The 21,752-nt window shown below is 73.4% G+C and carries 22 protein-coding genes and 1 pseudogene; 17 read left to right on the forward strand and 6 right to left on the reverse strand.

Annotated elements, in window-relative coordinates:
- Positions 1-183 precede the first annotated feature (183 nt).
- Genes DI005_RS23740 through DI005_RS23775 form a run of 8 tightly spaced genes read left to right on the forward strand, consistent with a single transcriptional unit; the run spans position 184 to position 8,511 of the window.
- Positions 184-1,521 carry an SLC13 family permease gene (locus DI005_RS23740; RefSeq protein WP_113643592.1) on the forward strand — a complete coding sequence of 446 codons (1,338 nt, stop codon included), beginning with the start codon at positions 184-186 and terminating at the stop codon, positions 1,519-1,521.
- A 22-nt stretch (positions 1,522-1,543) separates the two neighbouring features.
- The gene (locus DI005_RS23745; protein WP_113643593.1) at positions 1,544-2,737 is read left to right on the forward strand and encodes a glycerate kinase; all 1,194 of its coding nucleotides are present in this window, start codon (positions 1,544-1,546) and stop codon (positions 2,735-2,737) included.
- A gap of 25 nt (positions 2,738-2,762) precedes the next feature.
- Positions 2,763-4,358, forward strand: coding sequence for a penicillin-binding transpeptidase domain-containing protein (locus tag DI005_RS23750; RefSeq protein ID WP_233520293.1), 1,596 nt, complete (start codon positions 2,763-2,765; stop codon positions 4,356-4,358).
- Between the two features lie 28 nt (positions 4,359-4,386).
- Positions 4,387-4,698: a DUF167 domain-containing protein gene (locus DI005_RS23755; RefSeq protein WP_113643623.1), complete on the forward strand. Its 312-nt coding sequence runs from the start codon at positions 4,387-4,389 to the stop codon at positions 4,696-4,698.
- Between the two features lie 12 nt (positions 4,699-4,710).
- The gene (locus DI005_RS23760) at positions 4,711-6,189 is read left to right on the forward strand and encodes a potassium/proton antiporter (protein WP_112272481.1); all 1,479 of its coding nucleotides are present in this window, start codon (positions 4,711-4,713) and stop codon (positions 6,187-6,189) included.
- Positions 6,190-6,194: 5 nt separating this feature from the next.
- Positions 6,195-6,956 (forward strand): hypothetical protein, encoded by a 762-nt coding sequence (locus tag DI005_RS23765; protein WP_113643595.1) that lies wholly within the window; start codon positions 6,195-6,197, stop codon positions 6,954-6,956.
- Positions 6,957-6,973: 17 nt separating this feature from the next.
- On the forward strand, positions 6,974-7,588 hold the full coding sequence (lspA, locus tag DI005_RS23770; RefSeq protein ID WP_113643596.1) for a signal peptidase II: 615 nt from the start codon (positions 6,974-6,976) through the stop codon (positions 7,586-7,588).
- The gene (locus DI005_RS23775; RefSeq protein WP_112272475.1) at positions 7,585-8,511 is read left to right on the forward strand and encodes an RluA family pseudouridine synthase; all 927 of its coding nucleotides are present in this window, start codon (positions 7,585-7,587) and stop codon (positions 8,509-8,511) included. The genes lspA and DI005_RS23775 overlap by 4 nt, the downstream gene beginning before the upstream one ends.
- A gap of 6 nt (positions 8,512-8,517) precedes the next feature.
- On the opposite strand, the gene DI005_RS23780 is transcribed toward DI005_RS23775, so the two are convergent.
- Positions 8,518-9,522 carry an AsnC family protein gene (locus DI005_RS23780; RefSeq protein WP_113643597.1) on the reverse strand — a complete coding sequence of 335 codons (1,005 nt, stop codon included), beginning with the start codon at positions 9,520-9,522 and terminating at the stop codon, positions 8,518-8,520.
- Positions 9,523-9,567: 45 nt separating this feature from the next.
- On the opposite strand from DI005_RS23780, the gene DI005_RS23785 reads away from it, so the two are divergent.
- A complete protein-coding gene (locus DI005_RS23785; protein ID WP_113643598.1) occupies positions 9,568-11,229 on the forward strand; it encodes a DUF885 family protein in 1,662 nt (553 codons plus the stop codon).
- Here the strand turns inward: DI005_RS23785 and DI005_RS23790 are convergent.
- Positions 11,210-11,875, reverse strand: coding sequence for a sortase domain-bontaining protein (locus DI005_RS23790; protein WP_158559895.1), 666 nt, complete (start codon positions 11,873-11,875; stop codon positions 11,210-11,212). The genes DI005_RS23785 and DI005_RS23790 overlap by 20 nt on opposite strands.
- A 274-nt stretch (positions 11,876-12,149) precedes the next feature.
- On the opposite strand from DI005_RS23790, the pseudogene DI005_RS23795 reads away from it, so the two are divergent.
- From DI005_RS23795 to DI005_RS23805, 3 genes and pseudogenes are all read left to right on the forward strand, one after another.
- Positions 12,150-13,074, forward strand: a pseudogene (locus tag DI005_RS23795) (Ppx/GppA phosphatase family protein).
- A 4-nt stretch (positions 13,075-13,078) separates the two neighbouring features.
- The gene (locus DI005_RS23800; RefSeq protein WP_112272466.1) at positions 13,079-13,864 is read left to right on the forward strand and encodes an Fpg/Nei family DNA glycosylase; all 786 of its coding nucleotides are present in this window, start codon (positions 13,079-13,081) and stop codon (positions 13,862-13,864) included.
- Positions 13,865-13,896: 32 nt separating this feature from the next.
- Positions 13,897-14,079, forward strand: a complete 183-nt coding sequence (locus DI005_RS23805) for a hypothetical protein (protein WP_112272464.1) — start codon at positions 13,897-13,899, stop codon at positions 14,077-14,079.
- 101 nt (positions 14,080-14,180) lie between these two features.
- Here DI005_RS23805 and DI005_RS23810 read toward each other — a convergent pair whose 3' ends face one another.
- Together DI005_RS23810 and DI005_RS23815 are read right to left on the reverse strand one after the other, a co-directional pair.
- Positions 14,181-16,583: a glycoside hydrolase family 65 protein gene (locus tag DI005_RS23810; protein WP_113643600.1), complete on the reverse strand. Its 2,403-nt coding sequence runs from the start codon at positions 16,581-16,583 to the stop codon at positions 14,181-14,183.
- The gene (locus tag DI005_RS23815) at positions 16,580-17,314 is read right to left on the reverse strand and encodes a beta-phosphoglucomutase family hydrolase (RefSeq protein WP_113643624.1); all 735 of its coding nucleotides are present in this window, start codon (positions 17,312-17,314) and stop codon (positions 16,580-16,582) included. Before DI005_RS23815 ends, DI005_RS23810 begins: the two co-directional genes overlap by 4 nt.
- Positions 17,315-17,406: 92 nt before the next feature.
- On the opposite strand from DI005_RS23815, the gene DI005_RS23820 reads away from it, so the two are divergent.
- Genes DI005_RS23820 through DI005_RS23835 form a run of 4 tightly spaced genes read left to right on the forward strand, consistent with a single transcriptional unit; the run spans position 17,407 to position 19,926 of the window.
- Positions 17,407-18,093, forward strand: coding sequence for an energy-coupling factor ABC transporter permease (locus DI005_RS23820; RefSeq protein WP_112272458.1), 687 nt, complete (start codon positions 17,407-17,409; stop codon positions 18,091-18,093).
- On the forward strand, positions 18,090-18,446 hold the full coding sequence (locus DI005_RS23825; RefSeq protein ID WP_112272456.1) for a PDGLE domain-containing protein: 357 nt from the start codon (positions 18,090-18,092) through the stop codon (positions 18,444-18,446). Before DI005_RS23820 ends, DI005_RS23825 begins: the two co-directional genes overlap by 4 nt.
- A complete protein-coding gene (gene cbiQ / locus DI005_RS23830) occupies positions 18,443-19,198 on the forward strand; it encodes a cobalt ECF transporter T component CbiQ (protein ID WP_112272454.1) in 756 nt (251 codons plus the stop codon). Before DI005_RS23825 ends, cbiQ begins: the two co-directional genes overlap by 4 nt.
- Positions 19,195-19,926, forward strand: a complete 732-nt coding sequence (locus DI005_RS23835) for an energy-coupling factor ABC transporter ATP-binding protein (RefSeq protein ID WP_113643625.1) — start codon at positions 19,195-19,197, stop codon at positions 19,924-19,926. Before cbiQ ends, DI005_RS23835 begins: the two co-directional genes overlap by 4 nt.
- On the opposite strand, the gene DI005_RS23840 is transcribed toward DI005_RS23835, so the two are convergent.
- Together DI005_RS23840 and DI005_RS23845 are read right to left on the reverse strand one after the other, a co-directional pair.
- Positions 19,876-20,406, reverse strand: coding sequence for a hydrogenase maturation protease (locus DI005_RS23840; RefSeq protein WP_112272452.1), 531 nt, complete (start codon positions 20,404-20,406; stop codon positions 19,876-19,878). The genes DI005_RS23835 and DI005_RS23840 overlap by 51 nt on opposite strands.
- 44 nt (positions 20,407-20,450) lie before the next feature.
- The gene (locus tag DI005_RS23845) at positions 20,451-20,804 is read right to left on the reverse strand and encodes a metalloregulator ArsR/SmtB family transcription factor (RefSeq protein WP_112272450.1); all 354 of its coding nucleotides are present in this window, start codon (positions 20,802-20,804) and stop codon (positions 20,451-20,453) included.
- 49 nt (positions 20,805-20,853) lie between these two features.
- Between DI005_RS23845 and DI005_RS23850 the strand changes: the two genes are divergently transcribed.
- On the forward strand, positions 20,854-21,705 hold the full coding sequence (locus tag DI005_RS23850; RefSeq protein WP_113643601.1) for a hypothetical protein: 852 nt from the start codon (positions 20,854-20,856) through the stop codon (positions 21,703-21,705).
- The last annotated feature ends 47 nt before the right edge of the window (positions 21,706-21,752 follow it).

The raw sequence follows: 21,752 nt of genomic DNA on the forward strand, positions 1-21,752 counted from the left end.
CGGGGGACTCGCGGTCGGGAGTGGGGGACTCGCGGTCCGGAGCGGGGGACTCGCGGGCCCGAGCGGGGGACTCGCGGGCCCGAGCGGGGGACTCGCGCCTGGGACCGTACGACCCGCGGCGCATGAAGATCGCCTCATGTGGGTTTCACCCTTGGTTCAGCGCTGCGACGGATTCTGGTTTCCATGGCTGGACTTTCCGTGCACGGCTGGGTCACCCTCGGAGTGTTCGGCGTCGCCGTTCTCCTGTGGATGGTCACCCGGCTCGACGACACGTTCGTCGGGCTCTCGGCTGTGCTCGTGCTCGTCGGCGCGGGCGTTCTCACTGAAGGGGACCTCTTCACCGCGCTCGGCGGCGAGGCGATCTGGCTCCTCATCGCGGCGTTCGTGCTCGCCGCCGGGCTCACCGCCACCGGGTTGCCCACGCGCGTCGCGCTCGCGGTGTGCGGGCGCGCCCGCACCGTTCGCGGCCTCGCCCACCGCGTCACCGCCGCACTGGTACTGACCGCGCTCGCCATCCCGGCCACGTCGGGACGTGCGGCGCTCGCACTGCCCGTGTTCCTCGCCCTGGCGACGACGCTCGCCGGCCGCGAAAGGGTCGTCCGCGCGCTCGCGCTGCTGTTCCCCACCGTCGTCCTGCTCTCGGCCGTCGCCACGCTGACCGGCGCCGGCGCCCACGTGATCACCAGCCAGCTGCTCGCCGACGCGACCGGCTCCGGCATCGGCTACGCGCACTGGCTGCTGCTCGGGTTCCCTTTCGCCGTGCTGAGCTCCCACCTCGCCGCCGAGGTCGTGCTCCTGCTGATGACCCGCCGCGCCGACCGGCGACAGCTGCTCCTCCTCGACCCGGCGCACGTCGCCCGCCTCGCCGGGACCACCGTGACCGGTCCGCTCACGCCGCGGCAGCGCCGCGCGCTCGGGGTGCTGGTACTCGTGGTGACGGCGTGGTGCACGGAAGCCCTGCACGGCGCCTCGCCCGCGTTGGTCGCCCTCGTCGGCGCCGCGCTGATCACCACACCGAAGCTCGGCACCGCCGAGTTCGGGGCCGCGCTCGCCTCCGTGCCGTGGGCGCTGCTGCTGTTCATGGTCACCACGGCGGTGCTCGGGGTCGCCCTCACGTCGTCGGGCGCGGCCGCATGGCTCGGCGGCGCGCTGCCCGGAGGCACCGGCGACGAGCTGACCTTTCTCGCCGTCGTGGTCGGCCTCAGCGCCGCGGCACACCTCGTGCTGCAGTCGCGCTCGGCCCGCTCGTCGGTGCTGGTGCCGCTGCTGATCCCGCTCGCGACGGCGGCGGGACTCGACCCGGCGGCCGTCGCGTTCGCCTCCACCGCGGCGGCCGGCTTCTGCCACACGCTGCCCTCGTCGGCCAAACCCGTCGCGCTGTTCGCCTCGGTGGAGGGCGCACCGACGTACCGGCGCACCGACCTGCTCCGGCTCTCCGCCGTGCTCGGCCCGCTCACGATCCTGCTCGTCCTCGCTTTCGCACTGGCCGTCTGGCCCGTGCTCGGCCTGCCGTTGCGCTGACAAACCCAAGGGAGAAAAGAAGATGACCGCCATCACGCCGTTGCGTTTCGTCGTCGCGCCGAGTGGGTTCAAGGAGTCGCTCACCGCCGAGGTCGTGGCTGGGGCGATCGCCGCCGGGCTGCGCCGCGTGGTGCCCGGCGCCGTCATCGACACCGTGCCGCTGGTCGACGGCGGTGAGGGTTCCGCGCGCACCCTCGCCGCCGCGACCGAGGGCAGGCTCGTGCCGGTCACCGTCACGGGTCCTGTCGGCGACCCGGTCGCAGCGCATTTCGCCGTGCTCGGTGGCGACGGGCCCAGGACGGCGTTCGTCGAGATGGCCGCCGCCGCGGGGCTGCGGCTCGTGCCGCGCGGCGCGCGCGACCCCGGCCTGACGACAACGCGCGGCGTCGGCGAGCTGATCCGCGCGGCCCTCGACGAGGGCTGCCGCCGGATCGTGGTCGGCTGCGGCGATTCGGGCACGTGCGACGGCGGAGCCGGGGCGCTCACGGCGCTCGGCGCCCGCGTGCTCGGTCCCTCGGGTGAGGAGGTGGCGCCCGGCGGGTACGCGCTCGCCGGAGCCGTGGAACTGGATCTGTCCACTCTGGACCAGAGGCTCGCGGGAACGGACGTGCTCGTGGCCTGCAACCCGCACAACCTCCTCACCGGCCCCTCCGGCGTCGCCAGCGTCTTCGGGCCACAGAAGGGAGCGAGCGCCGAGCAGGTCGCGGTGCTCGAGGCGGCCATGACGCGGTGGGCGAAGCTCATCGAACACCGCTGCGGGACCGATCTGCGGCTCGTGCCCGGTGGCGGCGCGTCCGGCGGCCTCGGCGCCGGGCTGGCCGGGGCGCTCGGCGCGCAGCTGCACTCCCGGTTCGACGTGCTGCTCGACCACACCGGCCTTGACGACCGGCTCGCCGAGGCCGACCTCGTGATCACCGCCGAGGGGGCGATCGACTTCCAGACCCCGCGCGGCAAGGTGCCCGCCGAGGTCGCCAGGCGCGCCAAGCTGTTCGGCAAGCCCGTGATCGCGCTGGCAGGCACGATCGGCCGCGGAGCCCGCACCACGCACGACGCCGGGATCGACGCCTACGCGGGCATCCTCGCCGCGCCGGTTCCCCTCGCGGAGGCCATCGAGCACGCGGAGGACCTGGTCGCCGACGCCACCGAGCGCGCGCTGCGGCTCGTGCTCGTCGGCTCGGCGCTAGCCACCGCGGCTAGAGTTCCAGGTGAACACTGAGAACTGAACAGACTGGGGGAGCCGCGTGGAGGCTCGGCAGAGACGCTGGGTGCTGGGCGGTGCGGCGGCGGCTGTGGTCGCGATCGTCACGGCGGGAGTGCTCGTGCTGTACGGCGAGCCAAGCCAGGGCACCGCGCAGGGACCGCGGGACGACGCCGATGCCGGCGAGGTCGCGCTGGACTTCCTCGACGCCTTCGCCGCCGGAGACGTCGCGGCGGCCGCGGCGCTGACCGACGACCCCGCCGCTGCCGAGGCGACGCTGTCCCGCGCCACCGCGCGGCTCGGCGTCACCGGTGTCGAGACGAGGGCCGTGCCGCCGAAGGGCGACGAGAGTTTCCGTGACTTCCGCGTCACGTGGACCCTCGGCGCGGGCCGCACGTGGGCCTATGACAACCGCGTGCACGTCGTGCGGACGGGTGAAGGCCGTCGCGTGGACTGGACGCCCGCCCTCGTCCACCCCCGGCTGAGGGACGGGCAAGCGCTGGAGCTGCGGACCGGGGACGGGGCCCCGGGCGTGGTCGACCGTGACGGGCGGCCGCTGCTCGACCGGCGCGCGGGCGGCCTCGAACCGGCGGAGAAGGCGGGTGCGCGAATCCTGCTGCCCTCGATGTCGCGGCTCGCGGCCGAGCGCCTTGCCGCAGCGTGGTCCGTGGTGATCGTCGATGCCCGGGGCGCCGAGGTGAGCACCGTGCACGCGCCGGCGGGCGCCGAGGCGGGCCCGCTCGTCTCGACGCTCAGCGGCGCGACGCAGCGGGCCGCGCAGACGGCGGTCGACGAGGTGGACGCGCCCGCGTCGCTCGTGGCGATCCGGCCGTCCACCGGCGCGATCCTCGCGGTCGCGCAGAACGCGTCCGCGGGGGACGCGCCGACCGCACTGACCGGTCTCTCCGCGCCCGGCTCGACGTTCAAGATCGCCACCGCCACGGCCGTGCTCGGCAGCGGCGCGGCGGGCGCGGAGACGGTGCTGCCCTGTCCCGGCCGCGACCGCATCGGCACCAGGACCATCCCCAACGACGGGGAGTTCGACCTCGGTGCGGTGCCGCTGCGCACGGCGTTCGCCCACTCCTGCAACACCACCTTCGCCCGGCTCGCCGCCGACCTGCCGCCGGAGGCGCTCGCGGACGCGGCCACCAGCCTCGGCCTCAACGCCGATTTCGAGATCCCCGGCCTCACCACCGAGGCCGGTCGGGTCGGCCCGGCGGCCGACCCGGTGCAGCGGCTCGAGGACGGCATCGGGCAGGGCCGGGTGCAGGCGAGCCCGTTCGGTCTCGCGCTCATGGCGGCGACCGTCGCGAGCGGGCAGGCCGTCACGCCGCGGCTGTGGCGCGACCTCGACACCACGGTCGTCTCGGGGTACGAACCACCACCCGCGGGGGTGCTGGCCGACGTGCGCGGGATGATGCGCGAGGCGGTCACCGGCGGCACCGCGACCGCGCTCGCCGGGCTCGGCGACGTCCGCGGCAAGACCGGCACCGCCCAGCTCGCCGGCCCGGCCAGGGCCCACGGCTGGTTCGCCGGGTACCGGGGCGACGTCGCGTTCGCGGTGCTGGTCGAGCATGCGGGGACCGCCGAGCCTTCGGTGCGTGCGGCGGGGACGTTCCTGAGCGGGCTGCCGGACTGAACCCGATACGGTGGGGCCCATGCCTGCCGTGACGTTCGCCGTCCGCGTGAAACCGGGAGCCAAGCGCGACGCCGTCGGGGGCCGGTGGGACGGCACGCTCGGCGAGGCACTCGTCGTGTCGGTGCGCGCACCCGCCGTGGACGGCAAGGCCAACGAGGCGGTGTGCCGCGTGGTCGCGAATGCGCTGTCCGTGCGCGCCCGCGATCTCGTTGTCTCGCGGGGACAACGCTCCCGCGACAAGCTGATGAAGCTCGAAGACGCCCCGCCGGACACCGCGCGGCGGCTGGCCGCCCTGCGTGGATCTATTGTGGAGGACCCACAAACTCCACGACCGGGCTGAACGGGAGGTGACATGGGCGATCTTCCGGTCATCCTCGGATCGGGCGCGATCGTCCTGCTCGCCTCGGTGCTCGCCGTCCGCTTCTCGATCCGGCTCGGCCTGCCCTCGCTGCTGATCTACCTCGGGATCGGCGTCCTGATCGGCGAGGCCGGATTCGGGGTCGAGTTCGACAACCCGCAGCTGACCCAGAGCCTCGGCCTCGCCGCGCTCGTGATGATCCTCACCGAGGGCGGGCTCACCACCCGCTGGTCCACCGTGCGGCCCTCGCTCGGCCCCGGCATCGCACTGTCCACAGTGTCCGTTCTGGTGACCATCCTCGTCACCGGCTCGGCGCTGCACCTCCTGCTCGGCCTCGACTGGCGGACGGCTCTGCTGTGGGGCGCCGTGCTGTCCTCGACCGACGCGGCGGCGGTGTTCTCGGTGCTGCGCTCGTCCGGGATCGGCAGGAGGATCACCGGAACCCTCGAGCTGGAGTCCGGACTCAACGACGCGCCCGCCTACATCGCGGTGGTGCTGTTCGCGACGGGGGCGACCCTGACCTGGAGCCTGCCGCTGCTGGTGCTGTACCAGCTTCTGGCGGGCGCTCTCATCGGGTTCCTGCTGGGCTGGGTGGGGGCGGTGGCCCTGCGCAAGGCCGCCCTGCCCGCCACCGGCCTCTACCCGCTCGCCACGGTCGCCGTGTGCGTGGTGGCCTACTCGTCGGCCCAGTTCGGGCAAGCTTCGGGGTTGCTGGCCACCTACGTGGCCGGCGTGGTGCTCGGCAACTCCCGGCTCCCGCACCGCGCCGACACGCTTTCCTTCGCCGAGGGGCTCGGCTGGATCGCGCAGATCGGACTGTTCGTGCTGCTCGGGTTGTTCGCCTCCCCGGAGCGGCTGGTGGACAGCGTGGTGCCGGGTCTCGTCGCCGGGGCAGTCGTGCTGCTGCTCGCCCGGCCGGTCTCGGTGGTGCTGTCGGCGGCGCCGTTCCGCGTGCCATGGCGAGAACAGGCGTTCCTGTCGTGGGCTGGTCTGCGCGGAGCCGTGCCCATCGTGCTCGCCACCATCCCGCTCGCCGAGGGGCTGCCCGGCGCCGAACGGCTGCTCGACGCGGTGTTCGTGCTCGTGATCGTCTTCACGCTGTTGCAGGCCGCGCTGCTCGGCCCGCTGGCGAGGTGGCTGGGGCTCACCAGGGACTCCGAACCGGAGGAGGTCCAGGTCGACGCGGCCCCGCTCGACGAGCTCGGCGCGGTGCTGCTGCAGGTCCGCATCCAGCGTGGCTCGCGGTTGCACGGCGTGTACCTCGCGGAGCTGCGGTTGCCGAGCGGCTCCGGCGTGAGCCTGGTGGTGCGGCAGGGCAAGGGGTTCACCCCCGCCGACACCACGCGCCTGCAGGAACTGGACCAGTTGCTGGTGGTCACCACGCAGGCCGCCAGGTCCGCGGCGGAACGCCGGATCAGGGCCGTGGACCGCGCGGGCCCGCTCGCGAAGTGGAAGGGCGAGCTGGGAGACTGACCGCCGTGCGTGCGGAGAGGTACGACTACTGGTTTCCGCTGGCGCTACTGGGGTTCGGGTTGCTGGGTGCGATCACCGTGCGGCCGGCCGCCGGCTTCGGCTGGTTCGCCTACCAGCCCGGGAACGAACGGCGGTACCTGGCGAGCGTCAGCTACGCGGAGCCCGCCGACGTCGAGGCCGGGTTCCACGTCGCCCGATGGAGCACCGATGGCTGGCAGGTGCACGTGGCGATCGCCGGGCTGTTCCTGGCGACGGTCGCTTGGTACGCGGCACGTGCCCGGAAGGCGGGCACGCCGTGGCCCACGACGCGGATCGTGGCCGTCGCGGCCGGGGGCGCGCTCGCCGTCGAGGGCGCCTACCTCGGACTGACGCACGTTCCGAAGGTCCTCACCGACGGCGCGTCAGCCGCGGCGCTGAGCCTGCCGCTGGCGCTGCTCGGCCTGGTCTCCCTGGCCGGGGCCTACTTCCTGAGGGGCACGTGGCGCCGGGTCACGGGCGTGCTGGCCGTCGTGCTGCTGGGAGTCGCGGTCGGCGCGGTCGTGCTGCCTTCGGCCGACGAGGCCGCCGCCGTGATCGTCCTGAGCGCTGCGCTGTTCCTGCTGGCGTGGCTGCACCGCAGCGTGCTGCTCGGCGGGGTGGCGGCGCTGTTCCTGCTGACCGGGGGCGCGGGGTCGGCCGCCGACCCGGCCGCGCTGGTGGTTCCGGCGGCGGTGTCGCTGCTCGGCGCGATGGTGGCGCTGGTGCTGCGTGCGAGGCCCTCGGCGTAGCCGTGGACAATGGAGCGGTGAGCACCGAGCAGGAACCCGAGCAGACCACCGGCGAAGCGGAGCCGCCCGCCGCCGCGCCTCCGAAGCGCCGGATCTGGCTGCTGGCCGTGGTCGCGGGGCTCGCGTACGCCGTCGACCTGGTCACCAAGATCATCGTCACGGCGACGCTCGAGGGCGAGGAGCCCATCCGCATCCTCGGCGGGGCGGTGTACTTGCAGCTCGTCCGCAACCCGTACGCGGCGTTCGGCATGGACTTCGGCGGCACCTGGATCCTCGCGATCGTCGCCATGCTCGTGGTCGGCGCGATCATCTGGTTCTCGCGGCGCCTGCGCTCCGCGGGCTGGGCGGTGGGGCTCGGCCTCATCCTCGCCGGCGCGCTCGGCAATCTGACCGACCGCATCTTCCGCGCCCCCGGCCCGCTGCACGGCCACGTCGTCGACTTCATCTCCGCGTTCCAGCCCAACGGCGACTTCTTCCCCGTCTTCAACGCCGCCGACTCCGCCATCAGCATCGGCGCCGTGGTGATCGTCTTGCTCTCGCTGCTCGGCAAGGACTACGACGGCACCAGCACCAAGACCAAGAGGACAGAGAGGGCCGAAGAGGCCGGGAAAGCCGGGGAGGACAAGGCGTGAGCGCGCGGATGCTGCCGGTGCCCGAAGGGCTCGACGGCATGCGGGTCGACGCCGGTCTCGCGAAGCTGCTGGGCCTGTCGCGCACCGTGGTCGCCGAGCTGGCCGCGTCCGGCGAGGTGCTGCTCGACGGCAAGCCCGCGGGCAAGTCCGACCGCCTCACCGCGGGCGGCCTGCTCGAGGTGACCCTGCCCGAGCCGGATGCGCCGCTGGAGGTGATCGCCGAGCCGGTCGAGGGGCTGAAGGTGCTCCACGACGACGACGACATCGTGGTGGTCGACAAGCCCGTCGGCGTGGCCGTGCACCCCAGTCCCGGCTGGACCGGGCCCACAGTGGTCGCTGGGCTCGCCGCGATGGGCCTGCGGATTTCCACCTCCGGCGCCGCCGAGCGGCAGGGCGTGGTGCACCGGCTCGACGCGGGCACCACCGGCGTGATGGTGGTCGCGAAGAGTGAGCACGCCTACACGGTGCTCAAGCGTGCGTTCAAGGAGCGCACCGTGGACAAGGGCTACCACGCGCTCGTGCAGGGCCATCCCGACCCGACGCGCGGCACGATCGACGCCCCGATCGACCGGCATCCCCGCCACGACTACAAGTTCGCCGTCGTCGCGGGCGGGCGGCCCTCGGTGACGCATTACGAGGTGATCGAGGCCTTCCGCGCCGCGTCGCTCGTGGACGTGAAGCTGGAGACCGGCCGGACCCACCAGATCCGCGTGCACTTCTCGGCGCTGCGGCACCCCTGCGTCGGCGACCTGACCTACGGGGCCGACCCGGTGCTCGCGCGCAAGCTGAGCCTCTCCCGGCAGTGGCTGCACGCCCGCACGCTTGGGTTCGCCCACCCCGCCGACGGCCGCCACGTGGAGTTCACCAGCGAGTACCCCTCGGACCTCGCGTCGGCGCTCGACGTGCTGCGCGCCGAGTCGTAGCTCCGCTCAGTCGTCGATCGACCAGAGCAGCGAGCGCTCGTCGGGCTCCGGCCTCGGGCTCCAGCGCACCGACGCGATCCGCGTGGCTTCCGGCAGCACGTACACCGTGTGCCCGCCCGTGGTCTCCCCGGGCTGCACGCCGATCTTGTGCGGCGGCCGGGAGGTCAGCGACACGGGGGCCTTGGCGATGGCGGCGCCGTCGCTGGTGATCAGCTCCAGGTAGTTGTCGGGCAGCGACGCGAACGGGACGCGGCCCCGGTTGGTGATCTCGGTGTGCACCACCACGGCGCGCTCGCCCTCGTCGAGCCGGTAGCCCGCGGCGCCGAAGAGATAGTCGGCCGGGTCCTGCACCTCCAGTAGCTGTACCGCGAGCTGCTCGCCCTCAAGGCCCTGCGTCTCCAGCACGTCGCCGGCGCGCCCCGTCTTCGGCGTAGCGGGAGGCTGCGCGGCCGAAGGGGGCTGGTCGCCGCGTGCCCACAGGGCGCTCTGCGGCGGTCCCCACGTGCTCATCACCGGGTCCGGTGGTGGCGGTGGCTGGGGCGGCCGCTGCTGCGGGGGCGGGGGCGGGGGCTGGTACCGGCCGGACGGGGTGCCCTGCACGGGATACGCGCCGCTCGGCGCGCCCCGCACGGGGTAGGCGCCGCTGGGAGCGCCGTGGACGGGGTACGCGCCGCTCGGGACGCCCTGCACCGGATAGGCCCCGCTCGGCACGCCCTGGGCGCCCTGCGGGCCGCCGGGCCCGCCCTGCGGCTGTGGCGGCTGTGGCGGCAGGGGCGGCGGGGGCGGCTGCTGAGGCCCGCCCCACGCGCCCGCGAGCGCGGCCCGCAGCCCGTTCGGATCGCTCTCGACACCGACGAGCAGGGGGAGGCCGCTCGCGGAGAGGTTCACGAGCCGGTAGGCGACGTCGCGCGGATCCATGCCGACCTTGGCCGCGACCTCGTGCACCGCCGCCTTGCCCAGCTCGGCGAGCGCGGCGAGCAGGCGGGCGTCGAGAGGGTCGGTCACAGCCACGCCGAGAAGCGTAGTCGGCGGTCCCGGCGTCAGTATGCTGCGGCCATGACCGCTGTCGCCTCGCTCGCGGACGAGTACGTGGACCTGCTCTTCGACGCGGACCCCCTGTGGCCCGCGATGCTCGGCTTCGAGCCGCCGAGGGCGGGGCTGGAAGAGCTCAGCGAAGAGGCGGAGCAGCGGCACCGGCGGGCACTGCTGGAGGTCATCGGGCGCGCCGAGGCGATCGACACCGCGGACCTGGTGCCGCAGGACCGGATCACGCGCGACGTGCTGCTCGCCTCGGCGAGGGCGCGGGTCGAGCAGATCGACGCCCGGCTCGTGGAGTTCACCATCAGCCCGATGTTCGTGGCGCCGGCGTCGATGCTGCTGACGATCCTGCCGATGGTGCCGGTCGCCGACAGCGCGCAGGGCGCGGCACACCTCGACCGCCTCGCCGCGATCCCGGCCTACCTGGAACAGGTGGCGCAGCGGCACCGTGCCGGAGTCGCGAGCGGGCGTGTGCCCGTGGCGCGGCTCGTGCGGGCCTCCATCGAGCACGTCGACCGCTACCTCGCCGAGCCCGGCGCCGACCCGCTGCTGCGACAGGAGCCGCCGGACGAGAACTTCGCCGAGCGCAGGGCCGCGTTGCTGCGGGAAACGGTGCGCCCGGCGTTCGCCGCGTACCGCGACGTGCTCGAACGCGAGATCCTTCGCCACGGGCGGCCCGACGAGCGCCCCGGCGTGTGCCATCTGCCGGACGGCGACGCGCTGTACGCCGCACTGGCCCGCGTCCACACCACGACCGACCGCGGCCCCGACGACCTGCACGCCACCGGGCTCGGCCTCATCGAGCGGCTCGCGCGGGAGTACGCCGAAATCGGCGGCCGGGTGTTCGGCACGAGCGACGTGCCGGAGATCTTCCGGCGGCTGCGCACCGATCCCGCGCTGCGCTGGAAGGACGCCGACGAGCTGCTCGACACCGCCCGCGCCGCCATCACCCGTGCCGAGGCGGTCGCGCCGCAGTGGTTCGGCCGGATCCCGGAGCAGTCGTGCGCCGTCGAGCCCGTGCCGCCCGCGGAGGCGCCCGGCACGGTCGCCGCCTACTACCTGATGCCTTCGGCGGACGGGTCCCGGCAGGGCACCTACTTCGCCAACACCTACCAGGTCACCGAGCGACTGAGGCACACCGCCGAGGTGACCGCCTTCCACGAGGCCGTGCCCGGCCACCACTTCCAGCTCAGCATCGCGCTCGGGCTCACCGACCTGCCGCTGCTGCGCAGGCTCGGCGACTTCAACGCCTACGCCGAGGGCTGGGGGCTGTACTCGGAGCGGCTCGCCCAGGAGATGGGGCTGTACTCCGACGACGTGTCGCTGCTCGGGATGCTCAGCCTGGACTCCACGCGCGCGGGCAGGCTCGTGGTCGACACCGGTCTGCACGCGAAGGGCTGGACGAGGCAGCAGGCGATCGACTTCCTGCTGGAGCACACCCCCATGACCGAGACGGAGATCGTCGCCGAGGTCGACCGCTACATCGCGTACCCGGGGCAGGCGCTGTCGTACATGGTGGGCAGGCTGGAGATCCAGCGGCTGCGCGGCGAGGCGGAGCGGGTGCTCGGCGACCGCTTCGACGTCAAGGCGTTCCACGACCTCGTACTGGGCAGCGGCGCGCTGCCGATGTCGGTGCTCGCGGACGTCGTAGCCGACTGGACTAGCGCCCGGCTCCGGTGAGCCTGGCGAACACCACGACGGCATTGGGCTCGGCTCCGGCCGAGTCGAACTCACCCGAGACGCTGAGCAGCCGCAGGTCGGGGTGCTCGCTGTGGGCGGTGGCCTGGGCGAGCGCCGCGCCCCTCGGCAGTGTTTGCACGCGGTAGACGGTGAAGACGGCGGTGCTGCCGTCGGCCCTGCCGACGGTCACCTCGGCTCCGGGCCGAACGTCGTCCAGCGGGAAGAACGCGCCGCGCTCGTAGGCGAAGTCGACGTAGCCGGTGAGCACGGCGGCGCCGCGTTCACCAGGGCTGCCGGTCTCGGCCAGCCAGCCCACGGTCGCGGCGTTGCCGGGCACCTCGACCACGCCGGTCGGGGTGCGGCCGAGCTCCGCGAGCGACTCGGTGCGGAGGCCGATCGTGGGCACGTGCAGAGACTCGGGCGCCGAGGCGGGCAGCGGGTCGTGTGCGTCGGGCACCGGACCGGTCAGCACCCTGCCCGTGTCGGTCAGTGCGCCGGGACCGAGTGGGGTGGTGTGGTCGAGCGCGTCGCCGGGCTGAGCGCGCACCAGCGTCACCGTGGTCAGCACGGCGGCCAGTGTCACGACCACGGCGGCGGCAACCGCGCCGAGTCTGCCGGCGCCGTCCCCCCGAGTGTTGACGGTCACATCCACCGGAATCCGCCGCCCCCTCGGCCCACGGCCCGCGTTCGGCCCATGGCCGCCCCCTCTACCAGGAGTTTCCCACCCTGCACGCACGGTGTTCCCCCGTCAGTGCGTCGATGCCTGCTGATCGCGGTTACCGGTATGTGTCGTTACGGACAAGACCGTCACACGGTTAAATGTCACTCATTCGGGTTATACAGTCGTTATCCGCCTCAGTTAGTGGGAATGTCCGATTCGGTGGCGGACATGGAGGTCGAGGGTGAGAACGGCGACAGCGGTGGGTGTGCTCGACGTCGGGTGCTTCAGTGCGAGGCTCCTGGTGGTCGAGCGGGGTGGGTCGCTGCTCGACCCCGTGTTCAGCCACAAGACGCGGTTGCGCCTCGACCGCGCGCTCGACCGCGAGGGACGCATCGGCCCCGAGGGCGTCGCCTCGATCGTCGCCGCTGTCGGCAAGGCCCGTGAGCTAGCGGCCCGCCGTGGTGTCGACTCCGTGTTCCCGCTGGCCACGTCGTCGATCCGGGACGCGGCCAACGCGGCCGAGGTGGTGGAGCGGGTTCGCCGGGAGACCGGCACCGAGCTGCGGTTCCTCTCCGGCCAGCGCGAGGCCGAGCTCTCCTACCTCGCGGCGCGCCGCTGGTTCGGCGCGGCGGCGGGACCGCTGGCCGTGCTCGACATCGGCGGTGGCACGGTGGAGCTCGCCGCGGGGGAGGGCGAGCACGCGTCGTTCGCCCGGTCACTTCGGCTCGGCGCCCGTGAGACCACGCGGAACTGGCTGAAGACCGACGTGCCGCCGAAGGAACGCATCGCCGCACTGCGCGGCTTCGCGCTGCGACGTGCTGGCCGAAGCCGAGCCGACGCTACGTGGCTATCGCACGGTCGGCTGCTCGAAGGTGCTGCGGCAGCTGGCCCGCCTCGCGGGCGCGCGGCCCGGCCGGGACTCCTCCTCGCCGGAACTGCACGTCGACGACCTGCGCACGTGGATTCCCCGGCTCGCCGTGATGCCGGCGTCCCGCAGGGCCGACCTCCCCGGCATCTCGCGCTCGCGCGCCCACCAGGCGCTGGGCGGGGCCGTGGTCGCGGAGGCGCTGCTGACCGTGCTGGGCGGGTCGCTCGTCGTCTGCCCCTGGTCGACGACGCAGGGGCTGCTGCTGACCCTGCTCGACCGGCCGGAGCGGCGGGGGCCGTGCCGATCGGTGGCGTGAGGCGATGCCGGAACTGCCCGACGTGGAAGGCTTCAGGCGCGTGTTCGCCGGGCATGCCGCGGGCAGGCCCGTCCGCGACGTCGCGGTGCTCGACACCGGTGCGCTGAAAGGCGTCGGGGCGGCGACGTTCCGCGACGCCGTGCGGGGACACCGGCTCGGCGACCCGGTGCGCCACGGCAAGTGGCTCGTCACCGAGGTGAGCGGAACCGGGCAGGCCGTGCTGCTGCACTTCGGCATGACGGGCTCGCTCGAATGGGCGGGCGACGGCGAGCCGAGGCACCGGCACGACCGGGTGGTCTTCACGTTCTCCTCGGGCGAGCTGCGCTACCGCGACATGCGCAAGCTCACCGGCCTGCGGCTCGCCCGCGACGAGTCCGACCGCGAGGCGATGCTGGCCGGGCTCGGCCCCGACGCGCTGAGCGTCTCCAAGGCCGAGCTGGGCGAGCTGCTCGGCGGCCTGCGCCGCCGCCTCAAGCCCGCGCTCACCGACCAGTCCGTGCTCGCCGGCCTTGGCAACCTGCTCGCCGACGAGATCCTGTGGCGCGCCCGGCTGCACCCGCGACGCTCGACGACGGACCTGTCGAGTGCCGACGTCGCGCGCCTGCACGCGCGCATGGGCACCGTGCTGCGGCAGTCGGTCAAGGCGGGCCGCGTGCCGCCGAGGCCGTCGTGGCTCACGGGGCGCAGGGACGAGCCGTCCGGCAGCTGCCCGCGCTGCGGCACGACGCTGCGCCACGGCCGCGTCGACGGCAGGGGCACGGTGTGGTGCCCCAGGTGCCAGCCGGAATGACAAGCGGCGCGGAGGAGAGTAGAGATCGAGGTATGCGGAACGACCAGGTGAACCCCAGGGAACCGGAGCGGCCGCTGTCGCCGGACGTCCCGGCTCCGCCCCATCACGACTTCGACCACGGCACCGAGGACGTGCCGGAACCGCCCAACAAGGACGAGGTCCGCCCCGACGACGACGTCACCCCTGACGCGGGCACCACAGAACCCCCGGACTGAGCCCGGCACGCGCGCTCCTGCAGTGAAGGCCACCATCACTGCGCTGAACGCAGTGATGGTGGCCTTCACTGCAGTTGGAACCACGGGACTGGGCGAGGGATTCAGCGGAGAGCGCGCGCGTACCAGGGCTGGATGGTGTCGCCCGCGCGGGGAAGGCCGTCGCCCCGGCGCGCGGGGGCCCTGCCCTCCGGCTGGCTCGGCCGCTCGGCGGGCTCCAGCGCGGGCACCGGCAGCGGCGTCGTCTGCTCGGTGACCGTGACGGGTGTGTCGTAGTGCATGATCGTCAGCGGCTCGCCGTGCACCAGGCGGTAGCGCGTCTTGTCCTGCTCGATCTCCACGGCGAACTGCGAGCCGCGGAAGTTCATCCGGAACGCGATCCGGTCCACAGCGGACGGTAGGCGCGGCCGGAAGCTCAGCTGCCCGCCGTGGTCGCGCATCCCGCCGAACCCGGCGACGGTCGCGAGCCAGGCCCCGGCGAGCGACGCCATGTGCAACCCGTTGCGGACGTTGTTGTGCAGGTCGTGCAGATCGGTGAGCGCCGCCTCCGCGAGGTAGTCGTAGGCGAGGTCGAGGTGCCCGCACTCCGCGGCCAGCACGGCCTGCGTGCCCGCCGACAGCGACGAGTCGCGCACCGTCAGTCCCTCGTAGTAGGCGAAGTTGCGCCGCTTCTGCTCGGCGGAGAACGCGTCGCCGCGCAGGTGCATGGCGAGCACGAGGTCGGCCTGTTTCACCACCTGCTTGCGGTACAGGTCGAAGTACGGATAGTTGAGCAGCAGCGGGTAGTTGTCGGCGGGCGTGGCCGCGAAGTCCCAGCGCGCGTGCTCGGTGAACCGCTCCGACTGCGGGTGCACCGACAGCAGCTCGTCGTATGGCACGAGCATCTTCTTCACCGCGTCGCGCCAGCGCGCGATCTCGGCCTCGTCGACGCCGAAGTACTCGGCGATGTCCGGATGACGCTCGCACGAGTCGGCCGCCTCGCGCATGTTCCGCTGCGCCATCAGGTTCGTGTAGACGTTGTTGTCGGCCACGGCGGAGTACTCGTCTGGCCCGGTGACGCCGTCGATGCGGAAACCGCCGTGCGGATCGTGGTGCCCGAGCGACATCCACAGCCGCGCGGTCTCCAGCAGCAGCTCGGTGCCGTGCTGCCGTTCGAACTCGGTGTCGCCGGTCGCCGCGAGGTAGCGGGCGACGGCGTCGGCGATGTCGGCGTTGACGTGGAAGGCCGCCGTGCCCGCGGGCCAGTACGCGGAGCATTCGGCGCCGTTGATGGAGCGCCAGGGGAACGCGGCGCCCCGCAGCCCGAGCTGCGCTGCCCTGTCCTTCGCTTTGTCCAGTGTGGAGTGTCGCCAGCGCAGCGCGTCGCGGGCCGCGTCGGGCAGCGTGTAGGTGAGCACGGGCAGCACGAAGCTCTCCGTGTCCCAGAAGGCGTGCCCGTCGTAGCCGGGACCGGTGAGGCCTTTGCCGGGAATCGCGCGGCTCTCACCGCGGGCCCCGGCCTGCAGCACGTGGAAGAGTGCGAAGCGGATCGCCTGCTGCAGCTCGGCGTCGCCGTCGAGCTCGACGTCGGCGGTGGTCCAGAACTGGTCCAGGAACTCGCGCTGCTCGGCGAGCAGTCCCTCCCAGCCGGTCTGCAGCGCTCCCGCCAGCGCGGCGTCGACCTGCGCGCGCAGCGCGGGGATCGAGCGTTGTGCCGACCAGCCGTAGGCGAGGAACTTCGTCAGGCACAGCTTCTGTCCCAATGGGACGTCGACCGCGATCGTCAGCCGGGCGAGGTCGTCCTCGACGTTGATGTCGGTGCGCAGCCCGTCGTTGGTCTCCAGCTGGTGGTCCATGGCCGCGGCCATGCGCAGGCCCGAGCGTTTCGTCCGGTGCACGAGCACGGCGCGGTAGTCCTCGGCCTTCATGTACTCCACCTGCAGCGGCGCCTCCAGCGCGGCCGCGACCCTCGGATCGCCGGTGTCCGGCTCGATCGGCTCGTTGGCGATCAGGTCGGACTGGGCCACGAGCTGCACCTCGTCGTCGAGCGGCTCGACCTCGTACCGGATGGCGGCCACCGCGCGCTGGGTGAACGACACGAGCCGTTCGGTGCGCACCCGCACCCGCCGCCCGGTGGGCGACGTCCAGTCCGTCTCCCTGCGCAGGGTTCCCGACCGGAAGTCGAGCACGCGGTGGTGGGCGGTCGCGTGGCCGTAGCGCATGTCGAGCGGCTCGTCCTCCACCAGCAGGCGGATGATCTTGCCGTCGGTGACGTTCACGACGGTCTGGCCCGCCTCGGGATAGCCGTAGCCGCCCTCGGCGTACGGCAGGCCGTGCTCCTCGTAGAACCCGTTGAGATAGGTGCCGGGCAGGGCGCGCGGCTCCGCCTCCTCGAGCGTGCCGCGCATGCCGATGTGCCCATTGGACAGGGCGAAAGTGGACTCCGTGCGCTGCAGCTGGTCCACGGCGAGCCCCCGCCACCGCAGCTCCCACGGCGAGCACTCGTACCCACGTTCGGCGTCGGTCACGCGGAAACCCCCAGCAGTTCGGACAGATCGTCCACCACGACGTCGGCGCCGCGCTCCCGCAGCGCGTCGGCCTGATCGGCCCTGTTCACCCCCACGACGTAGCCGAAGCCGCCCGCCCTGCCTGCCTCCACCCCGGCGAGCGCGTCCTCGAACACGGCGGCCCGCTCCGGCTCGGTGCCGAGCTCCCTGGCTCCGGCGAGGAACGAGTCGGGCGCCGGCTTGCCGCGCAGCCGGTCCCTGGTGATCACGACACCGTCGATGCGGCTGCGCACGAAGCGGTCGAGCCCGGCGGCGGCGAGCACGCTCACGGCGTTGGCCGACGACGTGACCACCCCGATCGCGAGCCCCGCCCGCTCGGCGGCCTCGAGGTAGCGGACCGAGCCGGGGTAGGGCCGCACACCCTGCTCTTCGATGATGCGCAGGACCAGCTCGTTCTTCCGGTTCCCCACGGCGTGCACGGTCTCGGCGTCCGGCGGATCCCCGGGGCCGCCTTCCGGCAGCACGATCCCCCGGGACGCGAGGAAGGTCCGGACGCCGTCGAGCCGGGGCCTGCCGTCCACGTAGGACGCGTAGTCACGTTCGGTGAACGGTGTGAAGTCGGTCGCGTTCCGCCGTTTCAGGAAGTCGTCGAAGGTCTGCTTCCATGCCTGCCGATGCAGGACCGCGGTGCTGGTCAGCACGCCGTCCAGGTCGAAGAGGCACGCCGTGATCGTGCTGGGTAACCCGATCATGCGGTTCACGCTAGTGGTGGTTTTCGACAGCCGCCACGTCTAACATCTGAGCGGCTGAAAAGATGATGAGGCGAGCACCCCCGGAGGCGTCGATGAGCACGCTCGCGATGCACGCCAGCGACGGACTGCTCGACGCGCCGACGTCGCTGTTGTTCGGGGCTGTCGCCGTTTCCGGCCTCGCCGTCGCGACGGTGAGGGCGCGGCGGGAGCTCGACGACCGCACAGCGCCGCTCGCCGGGCTCGTGGCGGCGTTCGTTTTCGCCGTCCAGATGCTCAACTTCCCCGTGCTGCCCGGGGTCAGCGGTCACCTGCTCGGCGGGGCACTCGCCGCGATCCTGGTCGGGCCGTGGACCGGCGCGCTGTGCGTGAGCGTGGTGCTCGTGGTGCAGGCGCTGCTGTTCGCCGACGGCGGGCTCACCGCGCTCGGGGCGAACATCACGAACATGGCGCTGCTCGGCACCGCCGCCGGGTATCTCGTCGCGGTGGCGCTGCGCCGGTTCGCGACGCGGTCGAGGGCGGGGCTGCTCGCGGTCGCGTTCACGGCGGCGCTCGTGAACACCGTGGTCGCGGCGGGCGGATTCGTCGTGGAGTACGCCATCGGCGGGCAGGGCGCGGTGTCGCTCGGCGGGTTCGCGGCCGCGCTGCTCGGCGTGCACGTGCTGATCGGCGTCGGGGAGGGCGTCATCACGGCCCTCACGGTGGGTGCTGTCGCCTCGGCGCGGCCGGACCTGGTGCATCTGCTGCGCGGGGCGCCGGTGGCGAGGGAGGTGGCCCGGTGAGCGCGGCGAAGCGCGGAGCGTGGTTCTTCGCGGCGTTCGCCGTGGTGGCGCTGGTGCTGGCCGGGGTGGTGTCGTACTTCGCCGACGGCGACCCCGACGGTCTCGACCATGTGACCACGCGGGGCTGCACGGAGATCGAGGGGCGGCTTCAGGGCGCGTGTCCTGCCGCGCACGCGGAGGACCACGCGCTCGCGGACTCGCCGCTTGCCGACTACACGGTCGGCGGCGACGACGGGCTCACCGGCCTCGCCGGCGTACTGGGGGTGCTGGCGACGTTGGTGGTGTCCGGCGGGCTGTTCTGGTCGCTGCGCACGCGATCCCGCTCCGGCCGGGACACGTCGCGAGGGCCGTGAGCGCCACGGTGCTGCACCGGCCCGGCGACTCGCCGGTGCACCGGCTGCCACCCGAGGTGAAGGTGGTGGGCGCGTTCGCGGCCGTGCTGTGCGTCGTCGCGACGCCGCGCGAGGCGTTCTGGGCCTTCGGCCTCCACCTGGTGGTGCTGCTCGCCGTGTGGGCCGTGGTGCGCGTGCCCCTCGGCTGGTACGCGCGCAGGGCGCTCATCGAGGTGCCGTTCGTGCTGCTGGCGTTCGTGCTGCCGTTCACGGGCGGCGCGCCGCGCACCGACGTGCTCGGGGTGTCCGTGTCGGTCGACGGCGCGCTCGCCGGGTGGAACATCCTCGCCAAGGGCACCCTCGGCGTGCTCGTGTCGCTGACCCTGGCGGCAACGACCCATCCGCGCGACCTCGTCGTCGGCCTGCAACGGCTGCGCGCGCCCCGGCTGCTCACCACCATCGCGAGCCTGATGCTGCGTTACGCCGAGGTGATCGCCGCCGAGGCGCGGCGCATGCGCACCGCCCGCGTCTGCCGGGGACACGACCCCCGTTTCCTGTGGCAGGCCGCCGCCACGGCCCGCGGCATCGGCGTGCTGTTCCTGCGCAGCTACGAACGCGGCGAGCGCGTGCACCTCGCGATGCTCGCCCGCGGCTGGACGGGTGCCATGCCGGTGCCGCCCTCGCCGGGAGCGGGCCCGTGGCGCTGGCTCGCCGGCGTCACCCCGGCCCTGGTGACCGCGCTCGTGTGCGGGACGGCACTGTGGACGACGTGACCGCCGCGCTTCTGGTCAAGGACCTCGAGTTCAGCTACCCCGACGGGCATCGCGCGCTCGCGGGCGTCGACCTGCGCGTCGAGCCGGGGGAGCGCGTCGCCGTGCTCGGCCCCAACGGCGCGGGCAAGACGACGCTCGTGCTGCACCTCAACGGCGTGCTGACCGGCACGCGCGGGCAGGTGGAGGTGGCGGGCGTGCCCGTGCGCAAGCGCACGCTCAAGGAGATCCGGCGCCGCGTCGGCGTGGTCTTCCAGGACCCCGACGACCAGCTGTTCATGCCCACCGTCGCCGAGGACGTCGCGTTCGGGCCGCGCAACTTCGGGGTGCCCGAGGCGGACGTCCCCGCGCGCGTGCGCGAGGCGCTCTCCGCTGTGGGCATGGAAGCGCACGCCGACCGCTCGCCGATGCACCTCTCCGGCGGCCAACGGCGTCGCGTCGCGCTCGCCACCGTGCTCGCGTGCGACCCCGACATCCTCGTGCTCGACGAGCCGTCGTCGAACCTCGAGCCCGTGGCGCGCAGGGAACTCGCCGAGCTGTTGCTCGGGCTGGGCCGCACGATGCTGATGGTCAGCCACGACCTGCCGTACGCGTTGCAGCTGTGCCCGCGCAGTGTGCTGATCGACCGCGGCGTGGTGGTGGCCGACCGGCCCACGCGCGATCTGCTCGCCGACCGGGACCTACTCGCCGCCCATCGCCTCGAGCTGCCGTGGGGTTTCCGGCTCGACTGAGGTCACCGGGCGGCGCGGGTCCGTGCCCCACACGAGGTCGGTGACCACCCGCACGGCCTCGGCCACCGCGGCCGTCACGGGGGAGCTGAGCCCGATGCCTGTCCGCTTGATCGGCTCGCAGCCCACCACGAGCACCCGGCCCGCGTCTCCGCCGAGCACCTGCAGCAGCCGCAGCGCGCCCTCCGGCCGGATGCCGTGCGGGTCGAGCAGCGCCGGGATGCACGACGGGTGCTCGTCGAGCTCCGCCTCCATCACGTACACCTCGCCGGGGCGGCCCCCGCGCGGTGTCGCGTCGATGAGGATCGTGGTGTCGTACCCGCCGAGCAGGCGGTCGAGCCGCCCGCAGCCGATGCCATAGTCCGCGATCTGCACCCAGCTCGGCAGCACCGTGCCCTCGAGCCGTTGGACCACTTCGACGCCGAAACCGTCGTCGCCGAGCAGCACGTTCCCGACGCCGGCGAGGAGAACTCGTGGCCTCATGCCTCAACGGTAGAACTGTGGCCGAGGCCACACAATGCGTGAGGCTATTCCGTCGTCGTGTGCGGCCGCACGTGGTGGATCAGCTCGTGCAGCGTCTCGTCGGCAAGGCGGTAGTAGACGACCCTCCCGCTGCGGTGCGCGGTCACCAGACCGTGCGCGCGCAGCAGCCGCAGCGCCTGGGAGACCGCCGTGTCGCTCATGCCGGCGGCCACGGCGAGATCGGACACGCAGATCTCCCGCGCGTAGTGGATGCACACGAGCAGCGTCAGCCGTGAGGGATCGGCCAGCACGGAGAACCGGCCTGCCCACTCCTGCACGGTCTCGCGGTCGCCGAGCCCGGCCAAGGCGGCCTCCACCCTCGGCGGGTCGATCAGGCGGCGTTCGGAGGTGCTCGGCACGTGGCCATGATCCCACGGCCGGCGCTCGTGGCTCCGGCATACTGAGCCGGTGAGCCCCGAAGCCGCCCGTTCGCTGTGGATCCTGCTGGAGCCGGTGCACGACGTCACGTACTTCGCTCCTCAGGCGCGGGCCGCGCACGAGGCCGTGGGCCTGCGCGGGTTCTGGCGTGGCTACGTCGCGATGCGGGCCGCCCCGCTGGGTGTGCCGGGCCTCGGCACGGTGACGGCTGCCTTCCACAACTTCGCGCCGTCCTTCCTCGCCCGCTCCATCCCCGCCGTGTGGGAGATGGCCACCCCGGCGCAGGCGCTTGCCGCGCGTAGCGAGGGCGCCGTCGCCGCGCTCGACGCGTACGTCCCGTCGCTGCGCCAGGACTCCCGGCTCGCCGTGGCCGTGGAGGTGCTGCACCGGATCGTCGGCGCCGTTTCGTGGTCCGGCCGGCCGCTGGCCGCCGCCAACGCCGCGCTCGACTGGCCCGACGAGCCCCTCGCCGCGCTCTGGCAGGCCGCGACGACCCTGCGGGAACACCGGGGCGACGGCCACGTCGCCGTGCTCGTCTCGGAGGGCATCGACGGCGTGGAGGCCCACGTGCTGCGTGACGCCGCCGACGGCAGCAGGGCTGTCACCGAGCCCGCCCGCGGCTGGACGGAGCAGGAATGGGCCGAGGCCGCCGAGCGGCTGCGCGAGCGCGGACTGCTCACCGGGGCGGGGTCGCTGAGCGAGAGCGGCGGCGCGCTGCGTGAGCACATCGAGCGGCGCACCGACGCGCTCGCCGCGCCGCCGTACGGGGTGGTGCCGGGGACGGAACTGACGGCGCTTGCGGCGTTCCTGCGGCCCGCGGCGCGCACGCTCGCCACCGAGGTCGTGCCCTTCCCGAACCCGGTCGGCGCCCCGGCGCCGTGAGTCGGTTGTTGAACCGTCCGCCGGTCATGGCGCGGTCGAGCACGAAC

Source organism: Prauserella sp. PE36, from assembly GCF_003311655.1.
Taxonomy (GTDB): Bacteria; Actinomycetota; Actinomycetes; order Mycobacteriales; family Pseudonocardiaceae; genus Prauserella_A; species Prauserella_A endophytica.

What these genes read in the sequence shown, in the direction of transcription:
- DI005_RS23740 (WP_113643592.1), top strand. Translation starts at nt 184, where the DNA reads ATGGCTGGACTTTCCGTGCACGGCTGGGTCACCCTCGGAGTGTTCGGC.
- DI005_RS23745 (WP_113643593.1), top strand. Translation starts at nt 1,544, where the DNA reads ATGACCGCCATCACGCCGTTGCGTTTCGTCGTCGCGCCGAGTGGGTTC.
- DI005_RS23760 (WP_112272481.1), top strand. Translation starts at nt 4,711, where the DNA reads ATGGGCGATCTTCCGGTCATCCTCGGATCGGGCGCGATCGTCCTGCTC.
- DI005_RS23785 (WP_113643598.1), top strand. Translation starts at nt 9,568, where the DNA reads ATGACCGCTGTCGCCTCGCTCGCGGACGAGTACGTGGACCTGCTCTTC.
- DI005_RS23800 (WP_112272466.1), top strand. Translation starts at nt 13,079, where the DNA reads ATGCCGGAACTGCCCGACGTGGAAGGCTTCAGGCGCGTGTTCGCCGGG.
- DI005_RS23805 (WP_112272464.1), top strand. Translation starts at nt 13,897, where the DNA reads ATGCGGAACGACCAGGTGAACCCCAGGGAACCGGAGCGGCCGCTGTCG.
- DI005_RS23815 (WP_113643624.1), bottom strand. Translation starts at nt 17,314, where the DNA reads ATGATCGGGTTACCCAGCACGATCACGGCGTGCCTCTTCGACCTGGAC.
- DI005_RS23820 (WP_112272458.1), top strand. Translation starts at nt 17,407, where the DNA reads ATGAGCACGCTCGCGATGCACGCCAGCGACGGACTGCTCGACGCGCCG.
- DI005_RS23840 (WP_112272452.1), bottom strand. Translation starts at nt 20,406, where the DNA reads ATGAGGCCACGAGTTCTCCTCGCCGGCGTCGGGAACGTGCTGCTCGGC.